Annotated in this window: 21 protein-coding genes, 1 tRNA gene and 2 pseudogenes; 19 read left to right on the plus strand and 5 right to left on the minus strand. The window is 60.3% G+C overall.

All coding sequences use genetic code 11. From position 1 onward, the window contains the following. Positions 1 to 2 precede the first annotated feature (2 nt). The 3 genes from ihfA to ACKJSM_RS23665 all read left to right on the plus strand — a co-directional run bounded on the left by ihfA (position 3) and on the right by ACKJSM_RS23665 (position 808). Positions 3 to 305 carry an integration host factor subunit alpha gene (gene ihfA, locus ACKJSM_RS23655; protein WP_002553164.1) on the plus strand — a complete coding sequence of 101 codons (303 nt, stop codon included), beginning with the start codon at positions 3 to 5 and terminating at the stop codon, positions 303 to 305. Further along, on the plus strand, positions 286 to 642 hold the full coding sequence (locus ACKJSM_RS23660; RefSeq protein WP_003179985.1) for a MerR family transcriptional regulator: 357 nt from the start codon (positions 286 to 288) through the stop codon (positions 640 to 642). Before ihfA ends, ACKJSM_RS23660 begins: the two co-directional genes overlap by 20 nt. 89 nt (positions 643 to 731) lie before the next feature. Continuing rightward, positions 732 to 808 (plus strand) — tRNA-Pro (locus ACKJSM_RS23665). Positions 809 to 951: 143 nt separating this feature from the next. On the opposite strand, the gene ACKJSM_RS23670 is transcribed toward ACKJSM_RS23665, so the two are convergent. Then, a complete protein-coding gene (locus ACKJSM_RS23670) occupies positions 952 to 2,073 on the minus strand; it encodes a Gfo/Idh/MocA family protein (RefSeq protein ID WP_410239011.1) in 1,122 nt (373 codons plus the stop codon). Positions 2,074 to 2,190: 117 nt separating this feature from the next. Further along, positions 2,191 to 3,111, minus strand: coding sequence for a MurR/RpiR family transcriptional regulator (locus ACKJSM_RS23675; protein WP_410239012.1), 921 nt, complete (start codon positions 3,109 to 3,111; stop codon positions 2,191 to 2,193). 310 nt (positions 3,112 to 3,421) lie between these two features. Between ACKJSM_RS23675 and iolC the strand changes: the two genes are divergently transcribed. The 11 genes from iolC (at position 3,422) to ACKJSM_RS23730 (ending at position 17,506) form a co-directional block, all read left to right on the plus strand. Continuing rightward, on the plus strand, positions 3,422 to 5,359 hold the full coding sequence (iolC, locus tag ACKJSM_RS23680; RefSeq protein WP_410239013.1) for a 5-dehydro-2-deoxygluconokinase: 1,938 nt from the start codon (positions 3,422 to 3,424) through the stop codon (positions 5,357 to 5,359). Between the two features lie 43 nt (positions 5,360 to 5,402). Then, positions 5,403 to 6,296 (plus strand): myo-inosose-2 dehydratase, encoded by an 894-nt coding sequence (iolE, locus tag ACKJSM_RS23685; RefSeq protein ID WP_410239014.1) that lies wholly within the window; start codon positions 5,403 to 5,405, stop codon positions 6,294 to 6,296. Further along, positions 6,293 to 7,102, plus strand: a complete 810-nt coding sequence (gene iolB / locus ACKJSM_RS23690; RefSeq protein WP_410239015.1) for a 5-deoxy-glucuronate isomerase — start codon at positions 6,293 to 6,295, stop codon at positions 7,100 to 7,102. Before iolE ends, iolB begins: the two co-directional genes overlap by 4 nt. Positions 7,103 to 7,132: 30 nt before the next feature. Next, positions 7,133 to 8,635, plus strand: coding sequence for a CoA-acylating methylmalonate-semialdehyde dehydrogenase (locus tag ACKJSM_RS23695; RefSeq protein WP_410239016.1), 1,503 nt, complete (start codon positions 7,133 to 7,135; stop codon positions 8,633 to 8,635). 25 nt (positions 8,636 to 8,660) lie between these two features. Beyond that, on the plus strand, positions 8,661 to 9,482 hold the full coding sequence (locus ACKJSM_RS23700) for a TIM barrel protein (protein ID WP_410239017.1): 822 nt from the start codon (positions 8,661 to 8,663) through the stop codon (positions 9,480 to 9,482). 45 nt (positions 9,483 to 9,527) lie between these two features. Then, the gene (gene iolD / locus ACKJSM_RS23705) at positions 9,528 to 11,459 is read left to right on the plus strand and encodes a 3D-(3,5/4)-trihydroxycyclohexane-1,2-dione acylhydrolase (decyclizing) (RefSeq protein ID WP_410239018.1); all 1,932 of its coding nucleotides are present in this window, start codon (positions 9,528 to 9,530) and stop codon (positions 11,457 to 11,459) included. Between the two features lie 35 nt (positions 11,460 to 11,494). Beyond that, positions 11,495 to 12,520, plus strand: a complete 1,026-nt coding sequence (locus ACKJSM_RS23710) for a Gfo/Idh/MocA family protein (RefSeq protein ID WP_410239019.1) — start codon at positions 11,495 to 11,497, stop codon at positions 12,518 to 12,520. A gap of 132 nt (positions 12,521 to 12,652) precedes the next feature. Continuing rightward, on the plus strand, positions 12,653 to 13,702 hold the full coding sequence (locus ACKJSM_RS23715) for a Gfo/Idh/MocA family protein (RefSeq protein WP_410239020.1): 1,050 nt from the start codon (positions 12,653 to 12,655) through the stop codon (positions 13,700 to 13,702). Between the two features lie 161 nt (positions 13,703 to 13,863). Beyond that, the gene (locus tag ACKJSM_RS23720) at positions 13,864 to 14,790 is read left to right on the plus strand and encodes a sugar ABC transporter substrate-binding protein (RefSeq protein WP_410239021.1); all 927 of its coding nucleotides are present in this window, start codon (positions 13,864 to 13,866) and stop codon (positions 14,788 to 14,790) included. 70 nt (positions 14,791 to 14,860) lie between these two features. Beyond that, a complete protein-coding gene (locus ACKJSM_RS23725; protein ID WP_410239022.1) occupies positions 14,861 to 16,426 on the plus strand; it encodes a sugar ABC transporter ATP-binding protein in 1,566 nt (521 codons plus the stop codon). 57 nt (positions 16,427 to 16,483) lie between these two features. Then, on the plus strand, positions 16,484 to 17,506 hold the full coding sequence (locus tag ACKJSM_RS23730; RefSeq protein WP_410239023.1) for an ABC transporter permease: 1,023 nt from the start codon (positions 16,484 to 16,486) through the stop codon (positions 17,504 to 17,506). A 105-nt stretch (positions 17,507 to 17,611) separates the two neighbouring features. On the opposite strand, the gene ACKJSM_RS23735 is transcribed toward ACKJSM_RS23730, so the two are convergent. Further along, entirely contained in the window at positions 17,612 to 17,869 is a 258-nt protein-coding gene (locus ACKJSM_RS23735; RefSeq protein WP_410239024.1) for a hypothetical protein, read from the minus strand. 131 nt (positions 17,870 to 18,000) lie between these two features. Continuing rightward, the gene (gene rtcR / locus ACKJSM_RS23740; RefSeq protein WP_410239025.1) at positions 18,001 to 19,602 is read right to left on the minus strand and encodes an RNA repair transcriptional activator RtcR; all 1,602 of its coding nucleotides are present in this window, start codon (positions 19,600 to 19,602) and stop codon (positions 18,001 to 18,003) included. Positions 19,603 to 19,807: 205 nt separating this feature from the next. Here rtcR and ACKJSM_RS23745 point away from each other — a divergent pair. From ACKJSM_RS23745 to ACKJSM_RS23765, 5 genes and pseudogenes are all read left to right on the plus strand, one after another. After that, positions 19,808 to 20,073: pseudogene (locus ACKJSM_RS23745) on the plus strand (RNA-binding protein); the annotation flags it as partial. Positions 20,074 to 20,276: 203 nt separating this feature from the next. Next, positions 20,277 to 21,503: an RtcB family protein gene (locus ACKJSM_RS23750; RefSeq protein ID WP_236180744.1), complete on the plus strand. Its 1,227-nt coding sequence runs from the start codon at positions 20,277 to 20,279 to the stop codon at positions 21,501 to 21,503. Between the two features lie 39 nt (positions 21,504 to 21,542). Beyond that, positions 21,543 to 22,331, plus strand: coding sequence for a nucleotidyltransferase domain-containing protein (locus ACKJSM_RS23755; RefSeq protein ID WP_410239026.1), 789 nt, complete (start codon positions 21,543 to 21,545; stop codon positions 22,329 to 22,331). Between the two features lie 8 nt (positions 22,332 to 22,339). Next, positions 22,340 to 23,368 (plus strand): RNA 3'-terminal phosphate cyclase, encoded by a 1,029-nt coding sequence (gene rtcA, locus ACKJSM_RS23760; protein ID WP_410239027.1) that lies wholly within the window; start codon positions 22,340 to 22,342, stop codon positions 23,366 to 23,368. A 77-nt stretch (positions 23,369 to 23,445) separates the two neighbouring features. Beyond that, the gene (locus ACKJSM_RS23765) at positions 23,446 to 23,775 is read left to right on the plus strand and encodes a hypothetical protein (protein WP_064378879.1); all 330 of its coding nucleotides are present in this window, start codon (positions 23,446 to 23,448) and stop codon (positions 23,773 to 23,775) included. Between the two features lie 100 nt (positions 23,776 to 23,875). On the opposite strand, the pseudogene ACKJSM_RS23770 reads toward ACKJSM_RS23765, so the two are convergent. After that, positions 23,876 to 23,986, minus strand: a pseudogene (locus tag ACKJSM_RS23770) (VOC family protein); the annotation flags it as partial. Positions 23,987 to 24,137: the final 151 nt, after the last annotated feature.

Here is a 24,137-nt window from a genome sequence, read left to right on the forward strand (position 1 = left end):
GTATGGGGGCTTTGACGAAAGCTGAGATGGCGGAACGTCTGTATGAAGAGCTGGGCCTGAACAAGCGGGAAGCCAAGGAATTGGTAGAACTGTTTTTCGAGGAAATCAGGCACGCTCTTGAAGACAACGAGCAGGTCAAATTGTCGGGTTTCGGCAATTTCGACCTTCGGGACAAACGCCAGCGGCCTGGCCGCAACCCGAAAACGGGGGAAGAAATCCCGATCACGGCTCGCCGTGTGGTCACCTTTCGTCCAGGGCAGAAGTTGAAGGCCCGAGTTGAGGCTTATGCTGGAACCAAGTCATAACGACGAACTCCCCGTCATCCCGGGCAAACGCTACTTCACCATCGGTGAAGTCAGCGAGCTGTGTGCGGTAAAGCCGCACGTGCTGCGCTACTGGGAGCAGGAGTTTCCTCAGCTCAACCCCGTCAAACGCCGCGGAAATCGCCGGTATTATCAGCGCCAGGACGTGCTGATGATCCGGCAGATCCGCGCGCTCCTTTACGATCAGGGGTTCACCATCGGCGGCGCGCGCTTGCGTCTGTCCGGCGATGAAGCCAAAGACGACACCACCCAATACAAGCAAATGATCCGCCAGATGATCGCCGAGCTCGAAGATGTTCTGGTGGTTCTCAAGAAATAATTTCCTGCTTTTAAATACTTCCAGTTTTCAAAAGCTTGCGATATATTCTTGAGCGTCTTTCGAGATGAAGAACGAGTTTCACGCCTAGTCGGGGCGTAGCGCAGTCCGGTAGCGCACTAGCATGGGGTGCTAGGGGTCGAGTGTTCGAATCACTCCGTCCCGACCATATATTTCAATGACTTAGCCCAACTTTAGCGAGTTGGGCTTTTTCATGAGCAGTGACTTTTGCAGGGGGATCCAGTTTCCCTCCTCATCAAAGTCAGACACTCAAGCCGATCATCCAGATCGGCTTTTTGTGCCCACACAAAACTAGCCAGTGATTTCACTGACAGACACCCAACGTCGCTCCTCAGCCGCGACCCGAATCGCCGTCGCCAGTCGTTCCACTTCAAACGCCTCCTCGAAATCAGTCCCGGTTTGCCCGTTCCCGGCCACTGCCATGATCAGCTCATACACTTCCAGCGTTTTCAGCTCGTTGTAGCCCAACTGATGCCCCGCCGCCGGGCTGAATGCTGCGTAGCCGGGCAAGTCCGGTCCGGCCAGTACACGCTGAAAGCCGTGCTGGCCGGCGCGGCACAGGCGTAGTTCGTTCAGGCGCTCCTGATCGAACGCCAGGGTGCCTCGGGTGCCGCTGATTTCGACACTCAGATGATTCTTGTAGCCATGCTTGAGCCAGCTGCTGCTGAAGGTGCCGCGCGCGCCGCTGGCAAAACGCAGCAGAGCATGGGCTTGGTCATCGACCGCAATGCGGCGTTGTTCCTGGCTGCCGGTTGTGGTTGGGCGTTGGCGATGGACGGTCTGGTAATCGGCGCACACCGCTTCGACATCGCCCAGCAGGTAGCGCGCCATGGCGAGCAGGTGGCTGCCCAGATCCGCCAGTGCTCCACCGGCATGTTCGGGTTCGCAGCGCCACGACCAGGGCGAAGCTGGATCGGCCATGAAATCTTCGCTGAATTCACCTTGAAAGCTGATGATCTCGCCGAGTTCGCCACTCAGAATCAGCTCGCGTGCCAAGCCGATGATCGGGTTGTGCTGGTAGTTGTAGCCGACCCGGGTGACGACGCCGGCATGCTTCGCCGCCACGTGCATGGCACGCGCTTGTTCGAGGTTCACCGCCAGCGGCTTTTCGCAGTAAACCGGTTTGCCGGCAGCAAGGGCGGCCATGGCCATCGGGTAGTGCAAGTGGTTAGGTGTGGTGATGGCGATCAGGTTGACCTTGGGGTCGTCGATCAATCGCTGCCAGTCGCCATGGGCCTGCTCAAAACCCCAGGCGGTGGCGCAGGCTTGTGCGCGTGCGGGATCGGCGTCAGCCAGGGTAGCCAGGCGAAGGGTGAAGGGCAGTTCGAATGCCCCGCTGACGTTGCGAAAGGCCAGAGCGTGGGCGCGCCCCATGAAGCCCGTGCCGATCAGGCCGATTCCGAGTTCACGCATGACAGGATCCTTTGAGTTCTTGTTTTCAGAGAACCTGTTTATAGAATAAATATTCAATTTGTTCAAATTGTGGAATAAAAATTCTTAATTGTTGGATTCGCTGGGATGGCGGTCTGCTCAGTCTTCAAATCCGACCTGCTCGTGAATTTCATCCACCTTCAACTCCAGTCGATAGGCCACAGCGATAAACAGCGCCTGGCACAGGCACAGGGTCGCACTCAGAGAGCGGAACGCGAACGAACTGCCTTCGTTGACCAGCAACAGGGTGTTGGCGCGCTTGGCCAGCGGCGAGAGATTGCTGTCGGTGATGATCAGGGTTTTCGCCTGATGGTGCTGGGCAATGCGCAGGCAGTGCTGGGTTTCCTTGCCGTACGGCGTGAAGCTGATGGCGATCACCAGGTCATTGGCGCGCACGCTGCGCATCTGCTCGCGATAGCTGCCGCCGAGGCCCGAGACCAGGTGGATGCGCTTGTTGGTATGTTGCAGGTTGTAGACCAGATAATCAGCCACGGCGAACGAACGACGCACGCCGACCACATAGATGTTGTCGGCGTTGACCACCAGATCCACGGCTTTTTCGAAAGCCCGGTCATCGAGTTCCTGGCCCAGTCGTTCGATGCCCGACAGGGTGGCGTCGATGCATTCGCGGGCCAGATCGCCGCCGCTGGCTTTCTGTGACTTGTTGGCGATCATGCTGCGAATGCGCTGCTGGTAGTTCTGCACCGGCGTGGCTTTATGGGTGTATGCCTCGCGGAACAGTGCCTGCATTTCACTGAAACCGCTGAAACCGAAGCGCTGGGAAAACCGCACGATGGCCGACGGGTGCACTTCGCATTCGCGGGCGATGTCGCTGATGCGGTCGACCATGATCCGGTCGCTTTGCTGGCTCATGTAACTGGCAATGCGTTTGAGCTGGCGCGGCAGACTTTCGTATTCACGGGTGATGAGCTGCAGCAGGCGCTCGGCATTGATCGGAGGGCTGGCAAGATCGCTCTCGGGCGTGCTCTCGGCGGTAGCCGGCTGATCGGTGCGGGACATAAATAATCCTTCTGGCTTGTTCTTATAGGGACGGTTGTACGTCTCGTCCCCTGACAATAGGTTGGCTGTGCGCAGTCTACAGGCTCGGCCCGGACAAAATCTTGGGCTTGCTCCAGCGCGATGCCTGCTGAAACGATGCACGGCGTCTGGAGCACCTGTACTGAAGTTTATTGGAAAAAATATTCCATGTTAAAAATAATTGGAATATTTATTGATTATTCGATCCGGCTCGTTTTAGTCTGCATCCACCAAGAGTGTCCGGCGCGGTCACCGCGTAGGGCACAGGCTGATAAAAATAACAGGAGCCAGCATGGGCCAGACTCGTTTTGCCAGTGGACGTCAATTGGATCTGATTTGCCTCGGGCGCCTCGGCGTCGACCTCTATGCGCAGCAAGTCGGGGCACGGCTGGAGGATGTGAGCAGCTTCGCCAAATACCTCGGCGGCTCGTCCGCCAACATCGCGTTCGGCACCGCCCGGTTGGGGCTCAGGTCGGCGATGCTGAGCCGGACCGGCGATGATCACATGGGGCGTTTCCTGATTGAGTCCCTGGCCCGTGAAGGTTGCGATGTCAGTGGCATCAAGGTCGATCCGCAGCGTCTGACCGCCATGGTGCTGCTCGGTCTCAAGGATCGGGAAACCTTTCCCCTGGTCTTCTACCGTGAGAATTGCGCCGACATGGCGCTGCGGGCCGAAGACATCAGCGAAGCTTTCATCGCCTCCAGCAAGGCTTTGCTGATCACCGGCACTCACTTTTCCACCGACGGCGTCTACAAAGCGAGCATCCAGGCACTGGACTATGCCGAAAAGCACAACGTCAAACGAGTGCTGGACATCGACTACCGGCCGGTCCTGTGGGGGCTTGCCGGCAAGGCGGACGGCGAAACCCGTTTCGTTGCCGATCAGAACGTCACTCAGCATGTACAGACCATCCTCCCGCGCTTCGATCTTGTGGTCGGAACCGAAGAAGAGTTTCTGATGGCCGGCGGTTCAGAGGATTTGCTCATCGCACTGCGCAATGTCCGGCGTCTGAGCGCGGCGACACTGGTGGTCAAGCTCGGTCCGCAAGGTTGCACAGTGATTCACGGCGAGATTCCGCAACGTCTTGCAGACGGCGCGATTTATCCCGGCGTGCGCGTCGAGGTGCTGAATGTGCTGGGCGCCGGCGATGCGTTCATGTCGGGTTTCCTCAGTGGTTGGCTGGAGGATGCCAGCGACGAACGTTGCTGCCAGTTGGCCAATGCCTGCGGCGGTCTGGTGGTGTCGCGTCATGCCTGCGCGCCGGCGATGCCGACCCGGGCCGAACTCGATTACCTGTTCAGCAGCCCTGTGCCGATTACCCGGCCGGATCAGGACGCCACCCTGCAACGTCTGCATCAGGTCAGTGTGCCGCGCAAACAGTGGAAGCAATTATTCATCTTTGCCTTCGACCATCGCGGACAATTGGTGGAACTGGCCCAGAAGGGCGGGCGCGACCTCGGCGCCATCGGCGAACTCAAGCAACTGTTTATCAAGGCCGTGGAACGGGTCGAAAGCGATCTGCGCGAGCAGGGCATCGAGGCGGATGTCGGGCTGCTGGCGGATCAGCGTTTCGGCCAGGACTCGCTGAACGCCGCCACCGGTCGTGGCTGGTGGGTGGCGCGTCCGGTCGAGGTGCAGGGTTCGCGGCCGCTGGCCTTCGAACACGGGCGCTCGATCGGCAGCAACCTGATCGCCTGGCCGCAAGAACAAATCATCAAATGCCTGGTGCAATTCCATCCGGACGACGAGCCGATGCTGAGGCTGGAGCAGGAAGCGCAGATCAAGGCGCTGTATCAGGCCTCGCAAGTCAGCGGTCATGAACTGCTGCTGGAAATCATCCCGCCGAAGGATCATCCCTCGCCGCATCCCGAGGTGTTGTATCGCGCGCTCAAACGCCTCTACAACCTGGGCATCTATCCGGCGTGGTGGAAGATCGAAGCGCAAAGCGCCGAGGAATGGCAACAGCTCGACGAACTGATCCGGGCGCGCGATCCCTATTGCCGAGGTGTGGTGCTGCTGGGCCTGAATGCACCGGCATCCGCATTGGCCGAAGGCTTTCAACAGGCCAGTCAGAGCCAGACCTGCCGCGGGTTCGCCGTGGGCCGGACGATTCTTCAGGAACCGAGTCGCGCCTGGCTGGCCGGAGAAATCGACGACGAGACGCTGATCCGCCAGGTACAGGGCACCTTCGTCGAACTGATCGATGCCTGGCGTATGGCTCGGGCCTGAGCCGCGGTTGAACATTCCAGAAATAACAATAAAAGGTGCAGCCATGCCCGCTATCCGAATTGGCATCAACCCGATTTCCTGGAGCAACGACGACCTGCCGTCCCTCGGCGGTGAAACGCCGCTGAGCACCGCCCTCAGCGAAGGCAAGTCCATCGGTTATGAAGGCTTCGAACTCAACGGCAAGTTTCCCAAGGACGCCAAAGGCGTTGGTGATGTACTGCGCCCGTATGACCTGGCGCTGGTGTCCGGTTGGTATTCCAGTCGTCTGGCGCGGCGTTCGGTGGCCGAGGAAATCGACGCAATTGCCAGCCATGTCGAGTTGCTGGCGAAGAACGGCGCGAATGTGCTGGTTTACGGTGAAGTGGCCGATTCCATTCAGGGCCAGAGAATTCCGCTGGTCGAGCGCCCGCGTTTTCACACTGAGCAGGCGTGGCAGCAATACGCCGACAAGCTGACCGAGCTGGCGCGCTTCACGCTGTCACAAGGCGTGCGTCTGGCGTACCACCACCATATGGGCGCCTACGTCGAATCGCCGTCGGACATCGACACCCTGATGGCGTTGACCGGCAATGAAGTCGGGCTGCTGTTCGATTCGGGCCATTGCTACATGGGCGGCGGCGAGCCTTTGCAGGTGCTGCGCAAACACCTGTCGCGCATTTGCCACGTGCACTTCAAGGACGTGCGCAAGCCGGTGGTGCAACTGGCACGCAACAATCTGTGGAGCTTCCCCGATTGCATCATCAACGGCACGTTCACCGTGCCGGGGGATGGCGACATCGACTTCGCCGAGTTGCTGGACATGCTGCTGGCGGCCGATTACCACGGCTGGCTGGTGGTCGAGGCCGAGCAGGATCCGGCAGTGGCGCCGAGTTATGTCTACGCGAAAAAAGGCTTCGACACCTTGCGTGCGTTGCTCGATGAGAGGGCTGCACGATGAGCCTGCTGGTCAAAAGCAATGCCCGTGGCCGGACCATGGTCGAGCTGGCTGAAGGTGAGCTGCAATACGTGGGCTTCGCCGCCTATCGCTTGAGCCTGGGTGAAACCTTGCCTGTCGCAGCGGGCGACAAGGAACTGTGCCTTGTGCTGCTCAGCGGTCGGGTCGACATCCACGGCGAAGCGCCGGGGCAGGGGGCCTTCAACTGGGACAACCTCGGTGATCGCCAGTCGGTGTTCGAAGACAAATCCCCGTTCGCCGCGTACCTGCCACCCGGCAGTCAGGCGCAGGTGGTGGCATTGAGTGATGCGCAAGTGGCGGTTTGCGCCGCTCCCGGTTCGACCACCACGGACCTCGGTCCGCGCCTGATCAGGCCTGAAACCATGAAGCGCAGCGTGCGCGGCAAGGGTGCCAATACCCGCTATGTCTGCGACATTCTGCCGGACAGCGAACCGGCCCATTCGCTGCTGGTGGTGGAAGTGCGCACGCCGTCGGGGCACTCCTCAAGCTACCCGCCGCACAAGCACGACACCGACGACCTGCCGCACCAGAGCTTTCTCGAAGAAACCTACTACCACCAGATCAACCCGTCCCAGGGCTTCGTGTTCCAGCGGGTCTACACCGACGACCGCAGCATCGATCAGGCCATGGCCGTGGAAAACAGTGACCTCGTCGTGGTGCCCAAGGGCTATCACCCGGTCAGCGTGCCATATGGCTACGAGTCTTATTACCTGAATGTGATGGCAGGGCCCAAGCGCGTCTGGCAGTTCCATAACGACCCGCAGCATAGCTGGCTGCTGGATCTCTGAATTCCAACTTTCGCACGGAGAACAAGAACAATGAGCGACGCCCCGGTCATAGGCCACTACATCGACGGTCAGGTGCAGGACAGCGGTAGCGAACGATTCAGCGATGTCTTCAATCCGGCCACCGGCGGCGTTCAGGCGCGAGTCGGGTTGGCCAGCCAGAAGACCGTGGACGCAGCCGTCGCATCGGCGCTGAAAGCATTTCCGGCCTGGTCCGAGCAATCGTCCCTGCGCCGTTCGCGGGTAATGTTCAAGTTCAAGGAGTTGCTTGATCGTCATCACGACGAACTGGCCGAAATCATCAGCCGCGAACATGGCAAAGTCTTTTCCGACGCCAAGGGCGAAGTCACCCGAGGCATCGAAATTGTCGAATTCGCCTGCGGTGCACCGAACCTGTTGAAGACCGAGTTCAGCGACAACATCGGCGGCGGCATCGACAACTGGAACCTGCGTCAGCCGCTCGGCGTTTGTGCCGGGGTCACGCCGTTCAACTTCCCGGTGATGGTGCCGCTGTGGATGATTCCGCTGGCGCTGGTCACCGGCAACTGCTTCATCCTCAAACCGTCCGAACGCGATCCGTCCGCCAGTTTGCTGATGGCTCGCCTGTTGACCGAAGCCGGTTTGCCGGACGGCGTATTCAACGTGGTTCAGGGCGACAAGGCGGCGGTCGACGCCTTGCTGCAGCACCCGGACATCGAGGCGATTTCGTTTGTCGGTTCGACGCCGATTGCCGAATACATCCACCAGCAGGCCACCGCACGCGGCAAGCGAGTGCAGGCGCTGGGCGGCGCGAAAAACCACATGATCGTCATGCCCGACGCGGATCTGGATCAAGCGGCGGACGCGTTGATCGGCGCCGCTTACGGTTCGGCCGGTGAGCGCTGCATGGCGATTTCGATTGCAGTCGCGGTCGGCGAAGTCGGCGACCGATTGATCGCCAAACTGCTGCCGCGCATCGATCAGTTGAAAGTCGGCAACGGTCTGCAAGGCGACAACGACATGGGGCCGCTGGTCACTGCTGAACACAAGGCCAGGGTGGAGGGCTTTATCGACCAGGGCGTGGCCCAGGGCGCACAGCTGATTGTCGACGGCCGCCACTTCAAGGTGCCGGGGGCCGAGGCGGGCTTTTTCGTTGGCGCGACGCTGTTCGATAAGGTCACCACCGACATGAGCATCTATCAGCGGGAAATCTTCGGCCCTGTACTGGGCATCGTGCGTGTGCCGGATTTCGCCAGTGCCGTAGCACTGATCAACGCCCATGAATTCGGCAATGGCGTGTCGTGCTTTACCAGCGATGGCGGGATCGCCCGCGCCTTCGCCCGCAGCATCAAGGTCGGCATGGTCGGCATCAACGTGCCCATTCCGGTACCCATGGCCTGGCATTCGTTCGGTGGCTGGAAGCGCTCGCTATTCGGCGATCACCATGCCTATGGGGAAGAAGGCATTCGTTTCTACAGCCGCTACAAGAGCGTGATGCAACGCTGGCCCGACAGCATTGCCAAGGGCCCGGAGTTCAGCATGCCGACCGCCAAATAAATCATCTGCGCGGAGAACAACAAGAATGAGTACTCCCCTGCGTTTTGCCCTGAATCGAATGGTCGCTCCACGTTTGTCCCTGCCGGCGTTCATCGAGTTGGCGGTGGCCCTCAAGGCCGACGCCATCGAGATCCGCAACGACCTCAAAGGCGTCGAGATCAATGACGGCACCGCGCCCGAACACGTGCGTGAGTTGTGCGCGGCCCACGGCATCAGCGTGCTGTCGATCAACGCGTTGTATCCGTTTGACGTGTGGAGTGACGAACGCCGCGCGCAGACCTTGAAGCTGGCTGCCTATGCCCGCGATTGTGGTGCGCGGGGGCTGGTGATGTGCCCGTTGAACGATCGCGCCGATCCGCGCAGCGTCGCCGAACGTGCGTCGGGCCTGCGCACCGCGTTGAGTGAGCTGGCGCCGATCCTGCGTGATCACAGCCTTCTCGGATTCATCGAGCCGCTGGGTTTCAAGGCCTGCTCGCTGCGCCGCAAACACACGGCGGTAGAGGCGATCAAGGCAGTCGGCGGGCTGGATGTGTTCCGTCTGGTGCATGACACCTTTCATCACCACCTGGCCGGTGAACAAGAGTTTTTCCCCGAGCTGACCGGGCTGGTGCACATCTCCGGTGTCGAGGAGACCGAGGCGCCGCTGGCGACCCTTGGCGATGGCCACCGGGTGCTGGTGGGCGCGGACGACATTCTCGGCAATGCGGCACAAATCAACAGCCTGCTCGCTGGCGGCTATAGCGGCTACCTGTCGTTTGAGCCGTTCGCCGACAGTGTCCATGGCCTGGCGGATATCCAGACAGCGATCGGCGCGAGCATGGACCACCTGAGCAAATCCCTGAGTTGACAGTGCCCCTCGCAGGGATTGGATCTGAATTTGAAAGGTGAGGTTATGACTACAACAAGACTGACCATGGCCCAGGCCCTGGTGAAATTCCTCGACAACCAGTACATCGAGGTCGATGGCGTTCAGAGCAAGTTCGTCGCCGGTATCTTTACCATTTTCGGCCACGGCAACGTGCTGGGTCTGGGGCAGGCGCTGGAGCAGGACAGCGGTGACCTGATCGTCCATCAGGGCCGCAACGAACAAGGCATGGCCCATGCGGCGATCGGTTTTGCCAAGCAGCATCTGCGACGCAAGATCTACGCCTGCACCTCGTCTGTGGGGCCGGGCGCGGCGAACATGCTGACCGCTGCTGCCACCGCGACCGCCAACCGGATTCCCTTGCTGTTGTTGCCGGGTGACGTCTATGCCTGCCGTCAACCGGACCCGGTGTTGCAGCAGATCGAGCAGTTCCACGACCTGAGCATCAGCACCAACGATGCGTTCAAGGCCGTGAGTAAATACTGGGATCGCATCAACCGCCCCGAGCAATTGATGACCGCCGCGATCCACGCCATGCGCGTGCTCACGGATCCTGCCGAAACCGGCGCAGTGACCCTGGCCCTGCCGCAGGACGTGCAGGCCGAAGCCTACGACTATCCCGATTATTTCCTGCAAAAACGCGTGCACCGCATCGAGCGTCGTCTGGCCACTGACGCGATGCTTGACGATGCCGTGGCGCTGTTCAAAGGCAAGCGCAAACCGCTGATCATCTGTGGCGGCGGCGTCAAATACTCGGGTGCCAACGCAGCGTTGCAGACGTTCGCCGAGCGCTTCGATATTCCCTTCGCCGAAACCCAGGCCGGCAAGAGCGCGCTGGTGTCCAACCATCCGCTGAACGTCGGCGGCATTGGCGAAACCGGTTGCCTGGCGGCAAACCTGCTGGCCAAGGACGCGGATCTGATCATCGGGGTCGGCACCCGCTACAGTGATTTCACCACCGGGTCGAAATCCTTGTTCCAGCACCCTGACGTGCAATTTCTCAACCTCAACATCAGCCCGTGCGATGCCCTGAAACTCGATGGCGTGCAACTGCTGGCGGATGCCCGGACAGGTCTGTCGGCGCTGGCCGAAGCGCTGGGCGGCTACCGTTCCGGTTGGGGCGATCAACCCCGTCAGGCCAGGGTGCAACTGGATGAGGAAGTGGATCGCCTGTATCGGATCGACTACCAGTCCCGGGATTTCGTCCCGGAAATCAACGACCACCTCGATCCGGCGGTGTTGCGCGAATTCATCGAGCTGACCGGTTCCTGCCTGACCCAGAGCCGCGTGCTCGGCGTGCTCAATGAAACCCTCGCCGATGACGCGGTGATCGTTGCTGCCGCCGGCAGTCTGCCCGGCGATTTGCAGCGCAGTTGGCGCAGCAAGGGGGTGAATACCTATCACGTCGAGTACGGATACTCGTGCATGGGCTATGAGGTGAACGCCGCACTCGGCGTGAAGCTCGCCGAGCCGGAGCGCGAGGTCTATGCGCTGGTGGGTGACGGCTCTTACATGATGCTGCACTCGGAACTGGCCACCTCGATCCAGGAGCGGCGCAAGATCAACGTAGTTTTGTTCGACAACATGACCTTCGGTTGCATCAACAACCTGCAGATGGGCAACGGCATGGACAGCTTTGCCACCGAGTTCCGTTTCCGTAACCCGCAGAGCGGCAAGCTCGACGGCGCTTTCGTGCCGGTGGACTTCGCCATGAGCGCGGCAGCCTACGGCTGCAAGACCTACAAGGTGAACACCGTTGACGACCTGCAGGCGGCACTGGCCGATGCGCGCCTGCAGACGGTCTCGACCCTGATCGACATCAAGGTTCTGCCCAAGACCATGATTCACGGTTACCTGTCGTGGTGGCGGGTCGGCGTGGCGCAGGTCTCCACCAGCGCCCGCACCGACGCGGTGGCCAAAACCCTGAACGAACGACTGGCCAAGGCCCGTCAGTACTGATTGCCCTGAATCGAACAACCACAAGGAATCCTTTCATGTCATTGCTATCCCAGGTGTTGCGGCTAGGCGTCATCGGCACCGGAGCCATCGGCCAGGATCACATCCGTCGTTGCAGCCAGACCCTGCTCAACAGCCAGGTCGTCGCGGTTACCGACATCAATCTGCAGCAGGCGGCCAAGGTCGTCGCTGACCTGAAACTGACCGCCGAGGTCTATCCCGACGGCCACGCGCTGATCCAGGCGCCGGATGTCGAGGCGATCCTCGTCACCTCGTGGGGTCCGAGCCACGAAGAGTTCGTGCTGGCTGCCATTGCGGCGGGCAAACCGGTGTTCTGCGAAAAACCGCTGGCCGTCACCGCCGAAGGCTGCCGCAAAATCGTCGAGGCCGAAGTGGCCCACGGCAAGCGGCTGGTGCAGGTGGGGTTCATGCGTCCATACGATGAAGGTTATCGCGCATTGAAATCGGTGATCGACAGTGGCCAGATCGGCGAGCCGTTGATGCTGCACTGCGCCCACCGCAACCCGAGCGTGGGTGAAAACTACAAGACCGACATGGCGATCACCGACACGTTGATCCATGAACTGGACGTGCTGCGCTGGTTGCTCGACGACGATTATGTCTCGGTGCAGGTGGTGTTCCCGCGCAAGAGCAGCAAAGCCCTCGCGCATTTGAAAGATCCGCAGATCGTGCTGCTGGAAACCGCCAGGGGCACGCGGATCGACGTGGAGGTTTTCGTCAATTGCCAGTACGGCTACGACATCCAGTGCGAAGTGGTGGGGGAGACCGGCATCGCCAGACTGCCGGAACCGTCCCAGGTTCAATTGCGCAGCGGGGCCAAGCTGTCCAACGCGATTCTGATGGACTGGAAGGATCGCTTCATCGCGGCCTATGACGTCGAGTTGCAGGCGTTCATCGATGGCGTGCGGGCGGGGCAGGTCGGTGGACCGTCGGCGTGGGACGGCTTCGCCGCAGCGGTTGCCGCCGATGCGTGCATCGAAGCGCAGAACAGCGGGGCGATCGTCAATGTCGTACTGCCTGATCGTCCACATTTTTACAGCTGACGCAGGTCCCCTGTGGGAGCGCGCTTGCTCGCGATAGCGGTCTATCGGGACACATCAATGTGGAATGTGCCGCCGCCATCGCGGGTAAGCCCGCTCCTGCAGGGGCCGCGTTTTATTCAGGGAAATACTTGTATGCGCATCGGACTTGTCGGTTACGGTCACGGCGGCCGGTTTTTTCATGCTCCACTGATCAGCAGCCTGCCGGCGGCGACGTTCGTCGGCGTGGTCACCCGTTCGGCGGAGCGCCGACAGTTGCTGGCGGCGGAGCATCCGGGTGTGCCGGCCTTTGACAGCATCGGCCAGTTGGTGGACGCCGGGATCGATGTGCTGGTGGTATCGACACCGCTCAAGGGACGGCCGGCACTGGTGCTGGACGGCATCGAACATGGGGTGGCGGTGGTCAGCGACAAGCCGTTCGCCGCCGACTGGCAGCAGGCGCAAACCCTGATCACCATGGCCGAGCGCCAGAATGTGCGGCTCAGCGTCTATCAGAACCGGCGCTGGGATTCGGACTTTTTAACCGTGCGCAAACTCATCGAATCCGGCGTGCTGGGCCAAGTCAGTCGTTTCGAATCGCGGATCGAGCGTTACTCGCCGTCGTCGGTCAACAACGGCAGCGGCGGTGGCTTCCTGCGCGATCTGGGCAGTCATCTGGTCGACCAGGCGCTGTTGCTGTTCGGCCCGGTGACACGGGTCTACGCCGAACTGGATTACCTGGAAAAGGACCAGACCTTCGATCACGGCTTCTTCATGTCCCTGACCCACGCCAGCGGCGTGACTTCGCACCTGGGCGGCAGTTGCCTGCAAAACAGCCCCGGCCCGCGCTTTCGGGTGAGCGGTACGCTGGGTTGTTACAGCGTCGAGGGGCTGGACGGGCAGGAGGCCCAGGCGCTGGCCGGGCTCTCGCCGAAAACCGAAGGCGAGCGCTGGGGCGTCGAGGAGCACCGACGTTGGGGCTGGTTCGAACACGGAGAAGAGCGTGAGCGGGTTCCTTCCGAACGGGGCTGCTGGAGTCAGTTCTATTTGCAGCTACAAATGGCGTTGCAAAACGGTGGCCCACTGCCCGTGGACGCCCGTGATGCACTGGCGACAACCCGCGTGCTAGACGCTGCGCGACTGAGTTTCAAACGTCATCAGGTGGTGGAGCTGAGCGAGTTTACAAGCCATGGAACAAAATCATAATAAAAATTCTAAAACTGGTTGATGTGGAAAATATTTTCCAATAAAGTCGATTCCAGATTCACTGTCTCGCGATACGATCCAACGCCTCGACTGCTTGTCCGCTTACTGAAATCGTCATGCCTCATCCATAAAACCAACAAGAATGTGGAGAAAGACTTTTCATGAAGACCAAGACCCGTTTTGCCTCACTGGCCTTGTCCCTGATGTTTGCCAGCGGCGCTGTGCTGGCCGATATGAAGATCGGCGTCAGCATGTCCCAGTTCGATGACACCTGGCTGACCTACCTGCGTGAGTCCATGGACAAGAAAGCCAAATCCTATCCCGACGGCGTCCAGCTGCAGTTCGAAGACGCCCGCAGCGACGTGGTCAAGCAACTGAGCCAGGTCGAAAGCTTCATCAGCCAGAAAGTCGACGCCATCGTGGTCAATCCGGTGGATACCGCCGCCACCAAGAAAATCACCGAGGCGGCGGTGAAGTCTGGGATTCCGCTGGTCTACGTCAACCGCCGTCCCGACGACCTTAACCTGCCCAAAGGCGTGGTGACCGTTGCTTCCAACGACCTGGAGGCCGGCGAGATGCAGATGCAGTACCTGGCCGACAAGATGGGTGGCAAGGGCGATATCGTGATTCTGCTGGGCGACCTGGCGAACAACTCCACCACCAACCGCACCAAGGGCGTCAAAGAGGTGCTGGCCAAATACCCGGACATCAAGGTCGAGCAGGAGCAAAGCGGCGTCTGGCTGCGGGATAAAGGCATGACTCTGGTCAACGATTGGCTGACCCAGGGCCGCAAGTTCGACGCGGTCGTTTCCAACAACGACGAAATGGCCATCGGTGCCGCCATGGCCCTGCAGCAAGCTGGTGTCGCCAAAGGCAGCGTATTGATTGCGGGTGTCGACGGTACGCCGGACGGCTTGGATGCCGTGAAGAAGGGCTCGCTGGCCGCTTCCGTGTTCCAGGACGCCAAGGGTCAGGCCGACGGTTCCATCGATACGGCAGTAAGAATGGCGAAGAACGAGCCGGTCGAATCGGCGGTCTGGGTGCCGTTCCGCCTGATCACGCCGCAAAACGTTGACCAGTTCAAATAGTCCGTCCGTTCAATAACAACAATAAGCCCGCAAGGTGGCGATCGCGACCTTGCTGATGGAGTACCTGATCATGTTCGCTTCAGCGACTGCTTCGAGCACCCCTTTGACGGGGAGCCCGCCCACTGCAATACCTGTCGAAGAGCCGTACCTGCTGGAGATCTTCAACGTCAGCAAGGGTTTCCCCGGTGTGGTGGCGTTGTCCGATGTGCAGCTGCGGGTGCGCCCCGGTTCCGTGCTGGCGCTCATGGGCGAAAATGGCGCGGGCAAATCCACCCTGATGAAAATCATTGCCGGCATTTATCAGCCAGATGCCGGCGAGCTGCGCCTTCGGGGCAAACCGGTGGTCTTCGAAACGCCGCTGGCAGCGCTTCAGGCCGGGGTTGCGATGATCCACCAGGAACTCAACCTGATGCCGCACATGAGCATCGCCGAAAACATCTGGATCGGCCGCGAGCAGCTCAACGGCTTTCACATGATCGACCACCGGGAAATGCGCCGCTGCACGGCAAAACTGCTGGCGCGCCTGCGGATCAACCTCGACCCCGAAGAGCTGGTCGGCAACCTGAGTATCGCCGAGCGGCAGATGGTCGAGATTGCCAAAGCCGTGTCCTATGACTCTGACATCCTGATCATGGACGAACCGACGTCGGCCATCACCGACAAGGAAGTCGCCCACCTGTTCTCGATCATTGCCGACCTGAAAAGCCAGGGTAAAGGCATCATCTACATCACCCACAAAATGAATGAAGTGTTCGCGATCGCCGATGAAGTGGCGGTGTTTCGCGACGGCGCCTACATCGGCCTGCAGCGGGCCGATTCCATGGACAGCGACAGTCTGATTTCGATGATGGTCGGTCGCGAGTTGAGCCAGTTGTTTCCGGTTCGTGAAAAACCGATCGGGGATCTGCTGCTGTCGGTGCGCGACCTCAAGCTCGATGGCATCTTCAAGGGTGTCTCCTTCGACCTGCATGCCGGGGAAATCCTGGGCATCGCCGGGTTGATGGGCTCCGGCCGGACCAACGTCGCCGAAGCGATCTTCGGCATCACGCCCAGCGACGGTGGCGAGATCCGTCTCGATGGCGAGGTGCTGCGCATCAGCGATCCGCACATGGCGATCGAGAAGGGCTTCGCGTTGTTGACCGAGGATCGCAAGCTCAGTGGTCTGTTTCCGTGCCTCTCGGTGCTGGAAAACATGGAGATGGCCGTCCTGCCGCATTACGCCGGCCACGGATTCATCCAGCAAAAAGCCTTGCGTGCCTTGTGCGAAGACATGTGCAAGAAGCTGCGAGTGAAAACCCCGTCGCTGGAGCAGTGCATCGACACCCTGTCGGGTGGCAATCAGCAGAAAGCCTTGCTGGCTCGCTGGCTGATGACCAACCCGCGAATCCTGATTCTCGACGAGCCGACCCGCGGCATTGATGTCGGCGCCAAAGCCGAGATTTACCGGCTCATCGCCTATCTCGCCAGCGAAGGCATGGCGGTGATCATGATTTCCTCGGAACTGCCGGAAGTGCTCGGCATGAGTGACCGGGTGATGGTCATGCACGAGGGCGACCTGATGGGCACCCTCGACCGCAGCGAGGCGACTCAGGAGCGGGTGATGCAACTGGCTTCGGGCCTGTCCTCGGTTCATTAATGGATGCCGGTGGTGGCCGAGGCCGCCGTCGATGATGCGATAGAAAGGTGAGTGGTTATGAACGCGATACTGGAAAACAAACCGGCCACGGCACCGGCCAAGAGTCGCCGGCGCTTTCCGACGGAATTGAGCATTTTCCTGGTGCTGATCGGCATTGGCCTGGTGTTCGAACTGTTCGGCTGGATCGTGCGCGACCAGAGCTTTCTGCTGAACTCCCAGCGGTTGGTGTTGATGATCCTGCAGGTGTCGATCATCGGCCTGCTGGCGATTGGCGTGACTCAGGTGATCATCACCACCGGTATCGACCTGTCGTCGGGCTCGGTGCTCGCCTTGTCGGCGATGATCGCGGCCAGTCTGGCGCAGACCTCGGATTTCGCCCGGGCGGTGTTCCCGTCACTGACCGATTTGCCGGTCTGGATTCCCGTGATTGCCGGGCTCGGTGTCGGGCTGCTGGCGGGGGCGATCAACGGCAGCATCATCGCCATCACCGGGATTCCGCCGTTTATTGCCACGCTGGGCATGATGGTTTCAGCCCGTGGTCTGGCGCGTTACTACACCGAAGGCCAGCCGGTGAGCATGCTCTCCGACTCCTACACGGCGATCGGCCATGGCGCGATGCCGGTGATCATTTTTCTGGTGGTGGCGGTGATCTTTCATATCGCGCTGCGCTACACCAAATACGGGAAATACACCTACGCCATCGGCGGCAACATGCAGGCGGCGCGCACATCCGGCATCAACGTCAAGCGTCACTTGGTCATCGTCTACAGCATCGCCGGGTTGCTCGCGGGGCTGGCGGGCGTAGTGGCCTCGGCCCGCGCCGCCACCGGGCAGGCCGGGATGGGCATGTCCTATGAACTGGATGCGATTGCCGCCGCGGTCATCGGTGGTACCAGTCTGGCGGGCGGGGTGGGGCGCATTACCGGCACGGTGATCGGCGCTCTGATCCTGGGGGTGATGGCCAGCGGTTTCACGTTTGTCGGGGTTGATGCCTATATTCAAGACATCATCAAGGGGCTGATCATCGTGGTCGCAGTGGTGATCGACCAGTACCGCAACAAGCGCAAGCTCAAGCGCTGAAATTCATCTTCCCGGCCTGCTCAAGCGGGATGAACGTCACAGCGTAAAGCCGATCGGAGGGATCGGCTTTTGTGCGTGCCATATCGGCTGATGCAGTAAAGGCGTTCAAGGTTTCTTTTCTTCAATCCCGCTCTTTGACCCACTGGACGTTTGCGCGTCCTTCTCGGTTTCATGGGCCTCTGCACCGGAGTTCGAGCCCGAGGCCTCTTCACCCTTTTTGTCGGCCTTTTCCTCCTTGGACTCGGTGCCTCCCTGGTTGACCCCGGGAATGCCGGTGGGCGGAACGGTGCTTCCCGCCATCGCGAGAGGGGCAGCAGCGGATAAAAGACTTCCAAGCATGAGGGCTGCAATGGTTCTGTTCATCGTCGGGCTTCCGCGTCAGGTGGATAGACGTTGGAAGTTCTGACGCGGGGTAAAGTGCCGGTCAGCTGACGGGTGGAAGCTTGGGAGTTACCAGCACGGGCTCCGACGGCATCCATGCGTTCACGGACGCTTCACTGCTCGCGCAACTGGCTCCAGTCAATGCCGAACCTTCCAAGATACTTCCTCAATCGGTCCGCATCGTTGGGCTGCGCCTTCGCCTGTCGCGACACGCCGAACAGGCGCCTGCCGGCATCCGACAGGCTGTCTGCCTGTCTGCAGACCTCCAGCACCGCCTTCAATTGCAATCGATCGAACAGATCCAGCGTCTCGGCATCGCCCGGCAAGTCATTCGTCATCCCGGCCGGTTGCGCCAGGCCCCACGCATACCGCAGCCGATCAATTTCCTCCTCGACCTGCGCTTCATCGATTCGCCCGCTGTCGGCCAGCGTAGCCATGCGCGTGATCGAGGCCGAAAGTTCGCGAAAATTGCCCAGCCACGCAGCTTCCCGTGAGCTGGCGAAACTCAGGTAGCGCCGTCGGGCTTCAAGGTTGAAGCGCACCAGTTGGCCGTGTTCGCGCGCATGACGTTCAAGCTCGAAATCGATGTTGGGTTCGATGTCTTCGCGGCGACCCGCCAGGCCCGGCAGGTCGAACGTCCAGAGGTTGATTCGTGCGTAGAGGTCTTCCCGGAACAGACCTTCGGCGACGCGACTGCGCAGGTCGCGGTGGGTGCCGGCGATGATCAGGAAGTCGCTGTCGACCTCCTTGTCCGAGCCCAGCGGGAAGAAGCGCTTCTCCTCGATGGCCTTGAGCAGCATTGCTTGTTCATCTGCCCCCAGTTCGCCGATCTCGTCGAGAAACAACATGCCGCCGTCAGCGGCCCGCAGCAGACCATCGCGGGCATTTTGCGCGCCGGTAAAGGCGCCTTTGACGTGGCCGAACAGCGCGGACATTGCCCCGTCGCCACGCAGTGTGGCGCAGTTGACTTCAACGAAGCGTCCCTGCATTTGATGGCGACTGCGTTTGAGCTCGTAGATGCGTCGGGCGAGAAAAGACTTGCCGGCGCCGGTTGGGCCGATCAGCAGCATCGGCGCTTTCGAGCGCACGGCTACGCGTTCGATTTGCTCGATCGAGCGGTTGAACGCGGTGTTGCGGGTGGCGATGCCGGACTTGAGAAATTCCAGGCCTTCCAGACGTTTGTGGGTGAAGCGTGAGGCAATGCGGTCGTAGCGCGACAGATCCAGGTCGATCAGGGCGTGGGTGCCGGTGGCCGGCTCGTCTTCACTCTTGCGGCGGGCGGGGGAGGTCTGGATCAGGCGTGCCGGCAGATAGCGCGCCTCGGTCAGCAAGAACCAGCAAATCTGTGCGACGTGGGTGCCCGTGGTGATGTGTACCAGATAGTCCTCACGCTCGGTATCGAATGTGTATTCGCAGGTGAAGTCGTGGAGTGCGCCGTAGACCTCTTCGAAATCCCAGGGGTTGCGCAACGCCATCGGGTGCAGGCGCACTTCTGTGCCCGGCGAGACTTGCTGAATGTCCTCACGAATGCGTCCGGCCAGGCTCGCGTCCCGGGCGTCCGTGCCGTGTATCAGCTCCAGGCGATGGATCAATACGTCCGGTTGCTGACACAGGCCCACGCTAGGTCGCCAATGGTTCCAGCGATTGGCGCCTTTGCCGACGCGATCGAGGGTGGCGCCGATGAAGCCGATGGCGACGGTGCGTTTGCTGGGCATTGGTTATCCTGAAAGATAAATGACGATATCGAATGATAGTGTTCGAGGGCGTTATTTGTCGCGACGAAAATTCGAGAACGTGCGCTAGAAAACAAAAAAAGTTAAAAATCAAATAGATAGAAATAATTCACCATGGTCATCAAAAACTGGCACAGCGGCTGCACTATCTGTCACAACGAACAGGACAACACAGCGAGACGCCACGATGGCCAACTTCAACTTCTTCAATACGCAATCGAAAAGCCTGCTGGCGTGCGACACCTTGAATGCTTCCGGAGCCGCGGCTTATGCCTACACCCCCAAGCCTCAACTGGCCCAGTTGGCAGTCACCGGTTGCTTGAACCCGACCTTTTACGCACGGCCCAACGTCAGTTGGATCAGGTGTTGAAGCTGGTGGCGGAGCTGGACGGCCGCTTCGTGGCGAATGCCGCGCGTTACGCCCGTCAAAAGGGCCACCTGAAAGACATGCCCGGCGGCGGATCGGATGACATTTTGAATGTCGGCGGCTTCAGTGACGCGGTGTTTGATGTGATCGAGCCGTTCACTGCCGGTCGGTACGGACCCCGGCACTGGGTCGAAGCGAGTGAAAACATGGGCTGAAGCGATGAGCCGCCCAACGAACTGATTTGTCACGGGCACTGAATGCCGGTGGAACTACCTGAAGAATCGAGATGATGAAAGAACACACTTACCAACTGCTGGAAGTCGCCAACGGCAAACCGATCAAGCTCTGGACCGAAGGCGTCCCGGTGGAAAACGAAGCCCGCGAGCAGTTGATGAATACGGCGAAGATGCCTTTTATCTTCAAGCACCTGGCGGTCATGCCGGACGTCCATCTGGGCAAGGGGTCGACCATCGGCAGCGTGATTCCCACGGTCGGCGCGATCATTCCGGCCGCGGTCGGCGTGGATATCGGGTGCGGCATGATTGCCGCACGAACCTCGCTGACGGCGGCTGATCTGCCGGACAACCTGCATGGCCTGCGCAGTGCCATCGAACAAGCGGTGCCCCATGGCCGCAGTTCAACCCGGTCGCGTCGTGACAAAGGCGCCTGGGACGAGATTCCACAACAGGCCGACCAGGCCTGGGCGGCGCTGAATCCACGGTTCAAGGCCATCACTGACAAGTATCCGAAACTGGCCAACACCAATAACCGTGGACATCTCGGAACACTGGGCAGCGGTAACCACTTCATCGAAGTGTGCCTGGATGAGGCCAACCGGGTCTGGTTCATGTTGCACAGCGGCTCGCGCGGTGTCGGCAACGCCATTGGCAACTTGTTCATCCAGATGGCCCAGGCGGATATGCGGCAGCACATCGCCAACCTGCCGGATCGTGATCTGGCGTACTTCGAAGAAGGCAGCCGGCACTTTGACGATTACGTGGAAGCAGTGGGCTGGGCCCAGGATTTCGCCAAACAGAACCGTGCGTTGATGATGCACGCGGTGATTCAGGCCACACGGCAAATTATCCGCAAGCCGTTCGACGTCGCGCTGGAAGCGGTGAACTGCCATCACAACTACGTGCAGAAGGAGCGACATTTCGGCGAGGACATCCTGGTCACCCGCAAAGGCGCGGTATCGGCGAAAAAGGGCGAGCTGGGAATCATCCCCGGTTCGATGGGTGCCAAGAGTTTCATTGTGCGCGGTCTGGGCAACGAAGAAGCGTTTTGCTCCTGCAGCCACGGTGCCGGTCGGACCATGAGCCGTACCAAGGCCAAGAACACCTTCACCGTCGAAGACCAGATCCGTGCCACCGCGCACGTTGAATGCCGCAAGGACGCTGCGGTGATCGATGAAATTCCGATGGCCTACAAGGACATCGACAACGTCATGCACGCCCAGCGTGAGCTGGTTGAGGTGCTGCATACCCTGCGTCAGGTGGTGTGCGTCAAGGGATAACGCGTGCCGCAAGGCACGCCGGAACAAGGATTAAAGGACATGAAACTCGAAGAACGTCACCCGCTGTGCAGCGCCATGCGCGCCCGGGTGCTGGAAGAACTGGCGCGCATAGAGCGCGAACGCAATGTCACGGTGTTGTATGCCTGTGAATCGGGCAGCCGGGCGTGGGGTTTTGCCTCGCCGGACAGTGATTACGATGTGCGCTTCATTTATGTGGAGAAACCGGAGTGGTTCGTCCAGGTCGATGCGCCAAGGGATGTGATCGAGCGACCGCTGGATGACGAGCTGGATGTCAGTGGCTGGGAACTGCGCAAGACCCTTGGGTTGTTGCGCAAATCCAACCCGACCTTGCTCGAATGGCTCGACTCGCCGCTGGTTTATCGCAGCGAGGGCGCAGCGGTTTCGCAGCTGCGGGCATTGGCCGAGGCGTTCTACAGCCCGCCAGCCGCGCGAAATCACTACCTGTCGATGGCGAAGAAAAACTTCCGTGGTTATCTGCAGGGCGAAAGCGTGCGGTTCAAGAAGTACTTTTATGTACTGCGGCCGCTGCTGGCGGTGCGCTGGATTGATCAGGGTCGCGGCCGGCCACCGATGACGTTCAGCGATCTGCTGAGCACCGTCGATGACCGGGCATTGCTCGATGAGGTCGACGAACTGCTCGCGCTCAAACGCAATGCCGACGAGAGCGCTTACGGTCCGCGTCGTCCGGCGCTGCATGAATTCATTGAGGCGGAACTCGAGCGTGCGGTGCCGACATTGCCCAGAACCCGGGAGGATTCGCGTCAGCTCGATCAATACCTGCGGGAAACCGTGGGTCTGTACGCATAAGGAAAAAAATGAAACAGGACGTTATTGAGCTGGACGGCGCCATCGGCGGCGGTCAGGTGTTGCGCAGTGCGTTGAGTCTGTCGATGGTGACGGGCCAGGCATTTCGCATTGAGCGGATTCGGGCCAGGCGCAGTCGTCCGGGCCTGTTGCGCCAGCACCTGACCGCCGTGATGGCGGCGGCGCAGGTTTGCGGTGCGAAGATCCAGGGGGCTGAGCTGGGCTCACAGACATTGAGCTTCGAGCCGGGGCCGATTCGTGGCGGCGATTATCGCTTTGCCATTGGCACCGCCGGCAGTTGCACCCTGGTGTTGCAGACCTTGCTGCCCGCCTTGTTACTGGCACCGCAAGCCAGTCGGGTACGAATCAGTGGCGGTACTCACAATCCGCTGGCGCCACCGACCGATTTTCTCAGCCGCAGCTGGTTGCCGTTGCTGCGACGCATGGGCGCGAAGGTTGAACTGACGTTGCTGCGCCACGGTTTCGTACCAGCGGGTGGCGGTGAAATCGACGTCAGGGTGCAACCCTCGCAATTGTCAGCATTGCACTTGTGTGAGCGCGGCGTGCCGCTTTCGCAACAGGCGTTTGCGCTGACGGCGGGACTGGCGCCGAGTGTCGGTGTCCGCGAGCTCGAAAGGGTGGCCCAGCGATTGAACATGGCGTCAGCGGCGTTGAACGCGGTCATTCTTGATCCGGCCTGTGGCCCGGGCAACGTGTTGCTGCTGGAGTACACGTTTGAACACGTCACCGAGGTTTTCAGCGCTTTCGGTCAAGCCCCACTGCGTTCGGAGAAGGTGGCGGACACCGCGATCGATCAGGCGACCGATTGGTTGCACAGCGGTGCGGCAGTCGGGGAGCATCTGGCCGATCAATTGCTGTTGCCGATGGTGCTGGCCGCAGGTGGATCGTTTACCACGCCCAGGATGACCGAGCATTTGCACAGCAACATTTCGGTGATCGAGCGATTTGTACCGATCACCATCCAGTGCCAGGAAGAAGGCGCAGACCGCTTGAAGGTTGAAGTTCACGCCAAGGCGTAACAGGCGGCAAACTGCTGGCCCCCGAATGTTTCAAGTCACGGCAAACTCGCCTTTTTTCAAAAGGTTAGGTGGGCTATATGCGGACGATTGTCATCACCGTAGCAACGCTTTCCCTCGCTCTGTTCGCGGTAGAGGCCCAGGCCAGGGAACTGAGCAAGAGCCATCGTTTTGCGTGCACCTGGGGCTCGGACATCGCCGCCGGCGCGCAACAATCGAAGTTGTCGGGAATTTCCCTGTATGGCGCGCGCAAGCGCTTGCAGGCACGCAAGTTTCAGCAACCGTGGATGCGCATGACCGCCATGGGCATCACCGAGCAGACCTACGACAGCGCGTCGCGGCTCAAACCGGCGGCCGTCAAGCAGACCTACTACGAACAGTGCGTGCGGCATGAGCTGGCCCAGCGTTGAACATCAAAGCCCGACCTGAAGAGGCCGGGCTTTTTCATGTCCGGTGAACTGACAGCATCACTTGTCACTTTCGCAATTGACCATCCACGACACGCCAAAACGATCCACCAGCATGCCGAATCGCTTCGAGCTTGCCTTGCAGGCACTGCTCGTAAAACGTGAAGGCAGCGCGGCAGTCGCCGTTAAAGATCAGGTACGGGTTGATTTTCATGGTGGTGCTCCCGAATAGGCAGTGGAACGCCGCGTGGCCGGGTGTGCCGAAGCAGCGTCATGGATTGACTCCCTCCAGCAAAGCGTTAGAACGCCGGATTGCCAGCCGATGCTGCAAGAATTTCCCTTCGGGGTGACCGATGGTCGGCGGG

This window comes from Pseudomonas sp. PHC1, from assembly GCF_046487845.1.
Lineage (GTDB): Bacteria > Pseudomonadota > Gammaproteobacteria > Pseudomonadales > Pseudomonadaceae > Aquipseudomonas > Aquipseudomonas sputi.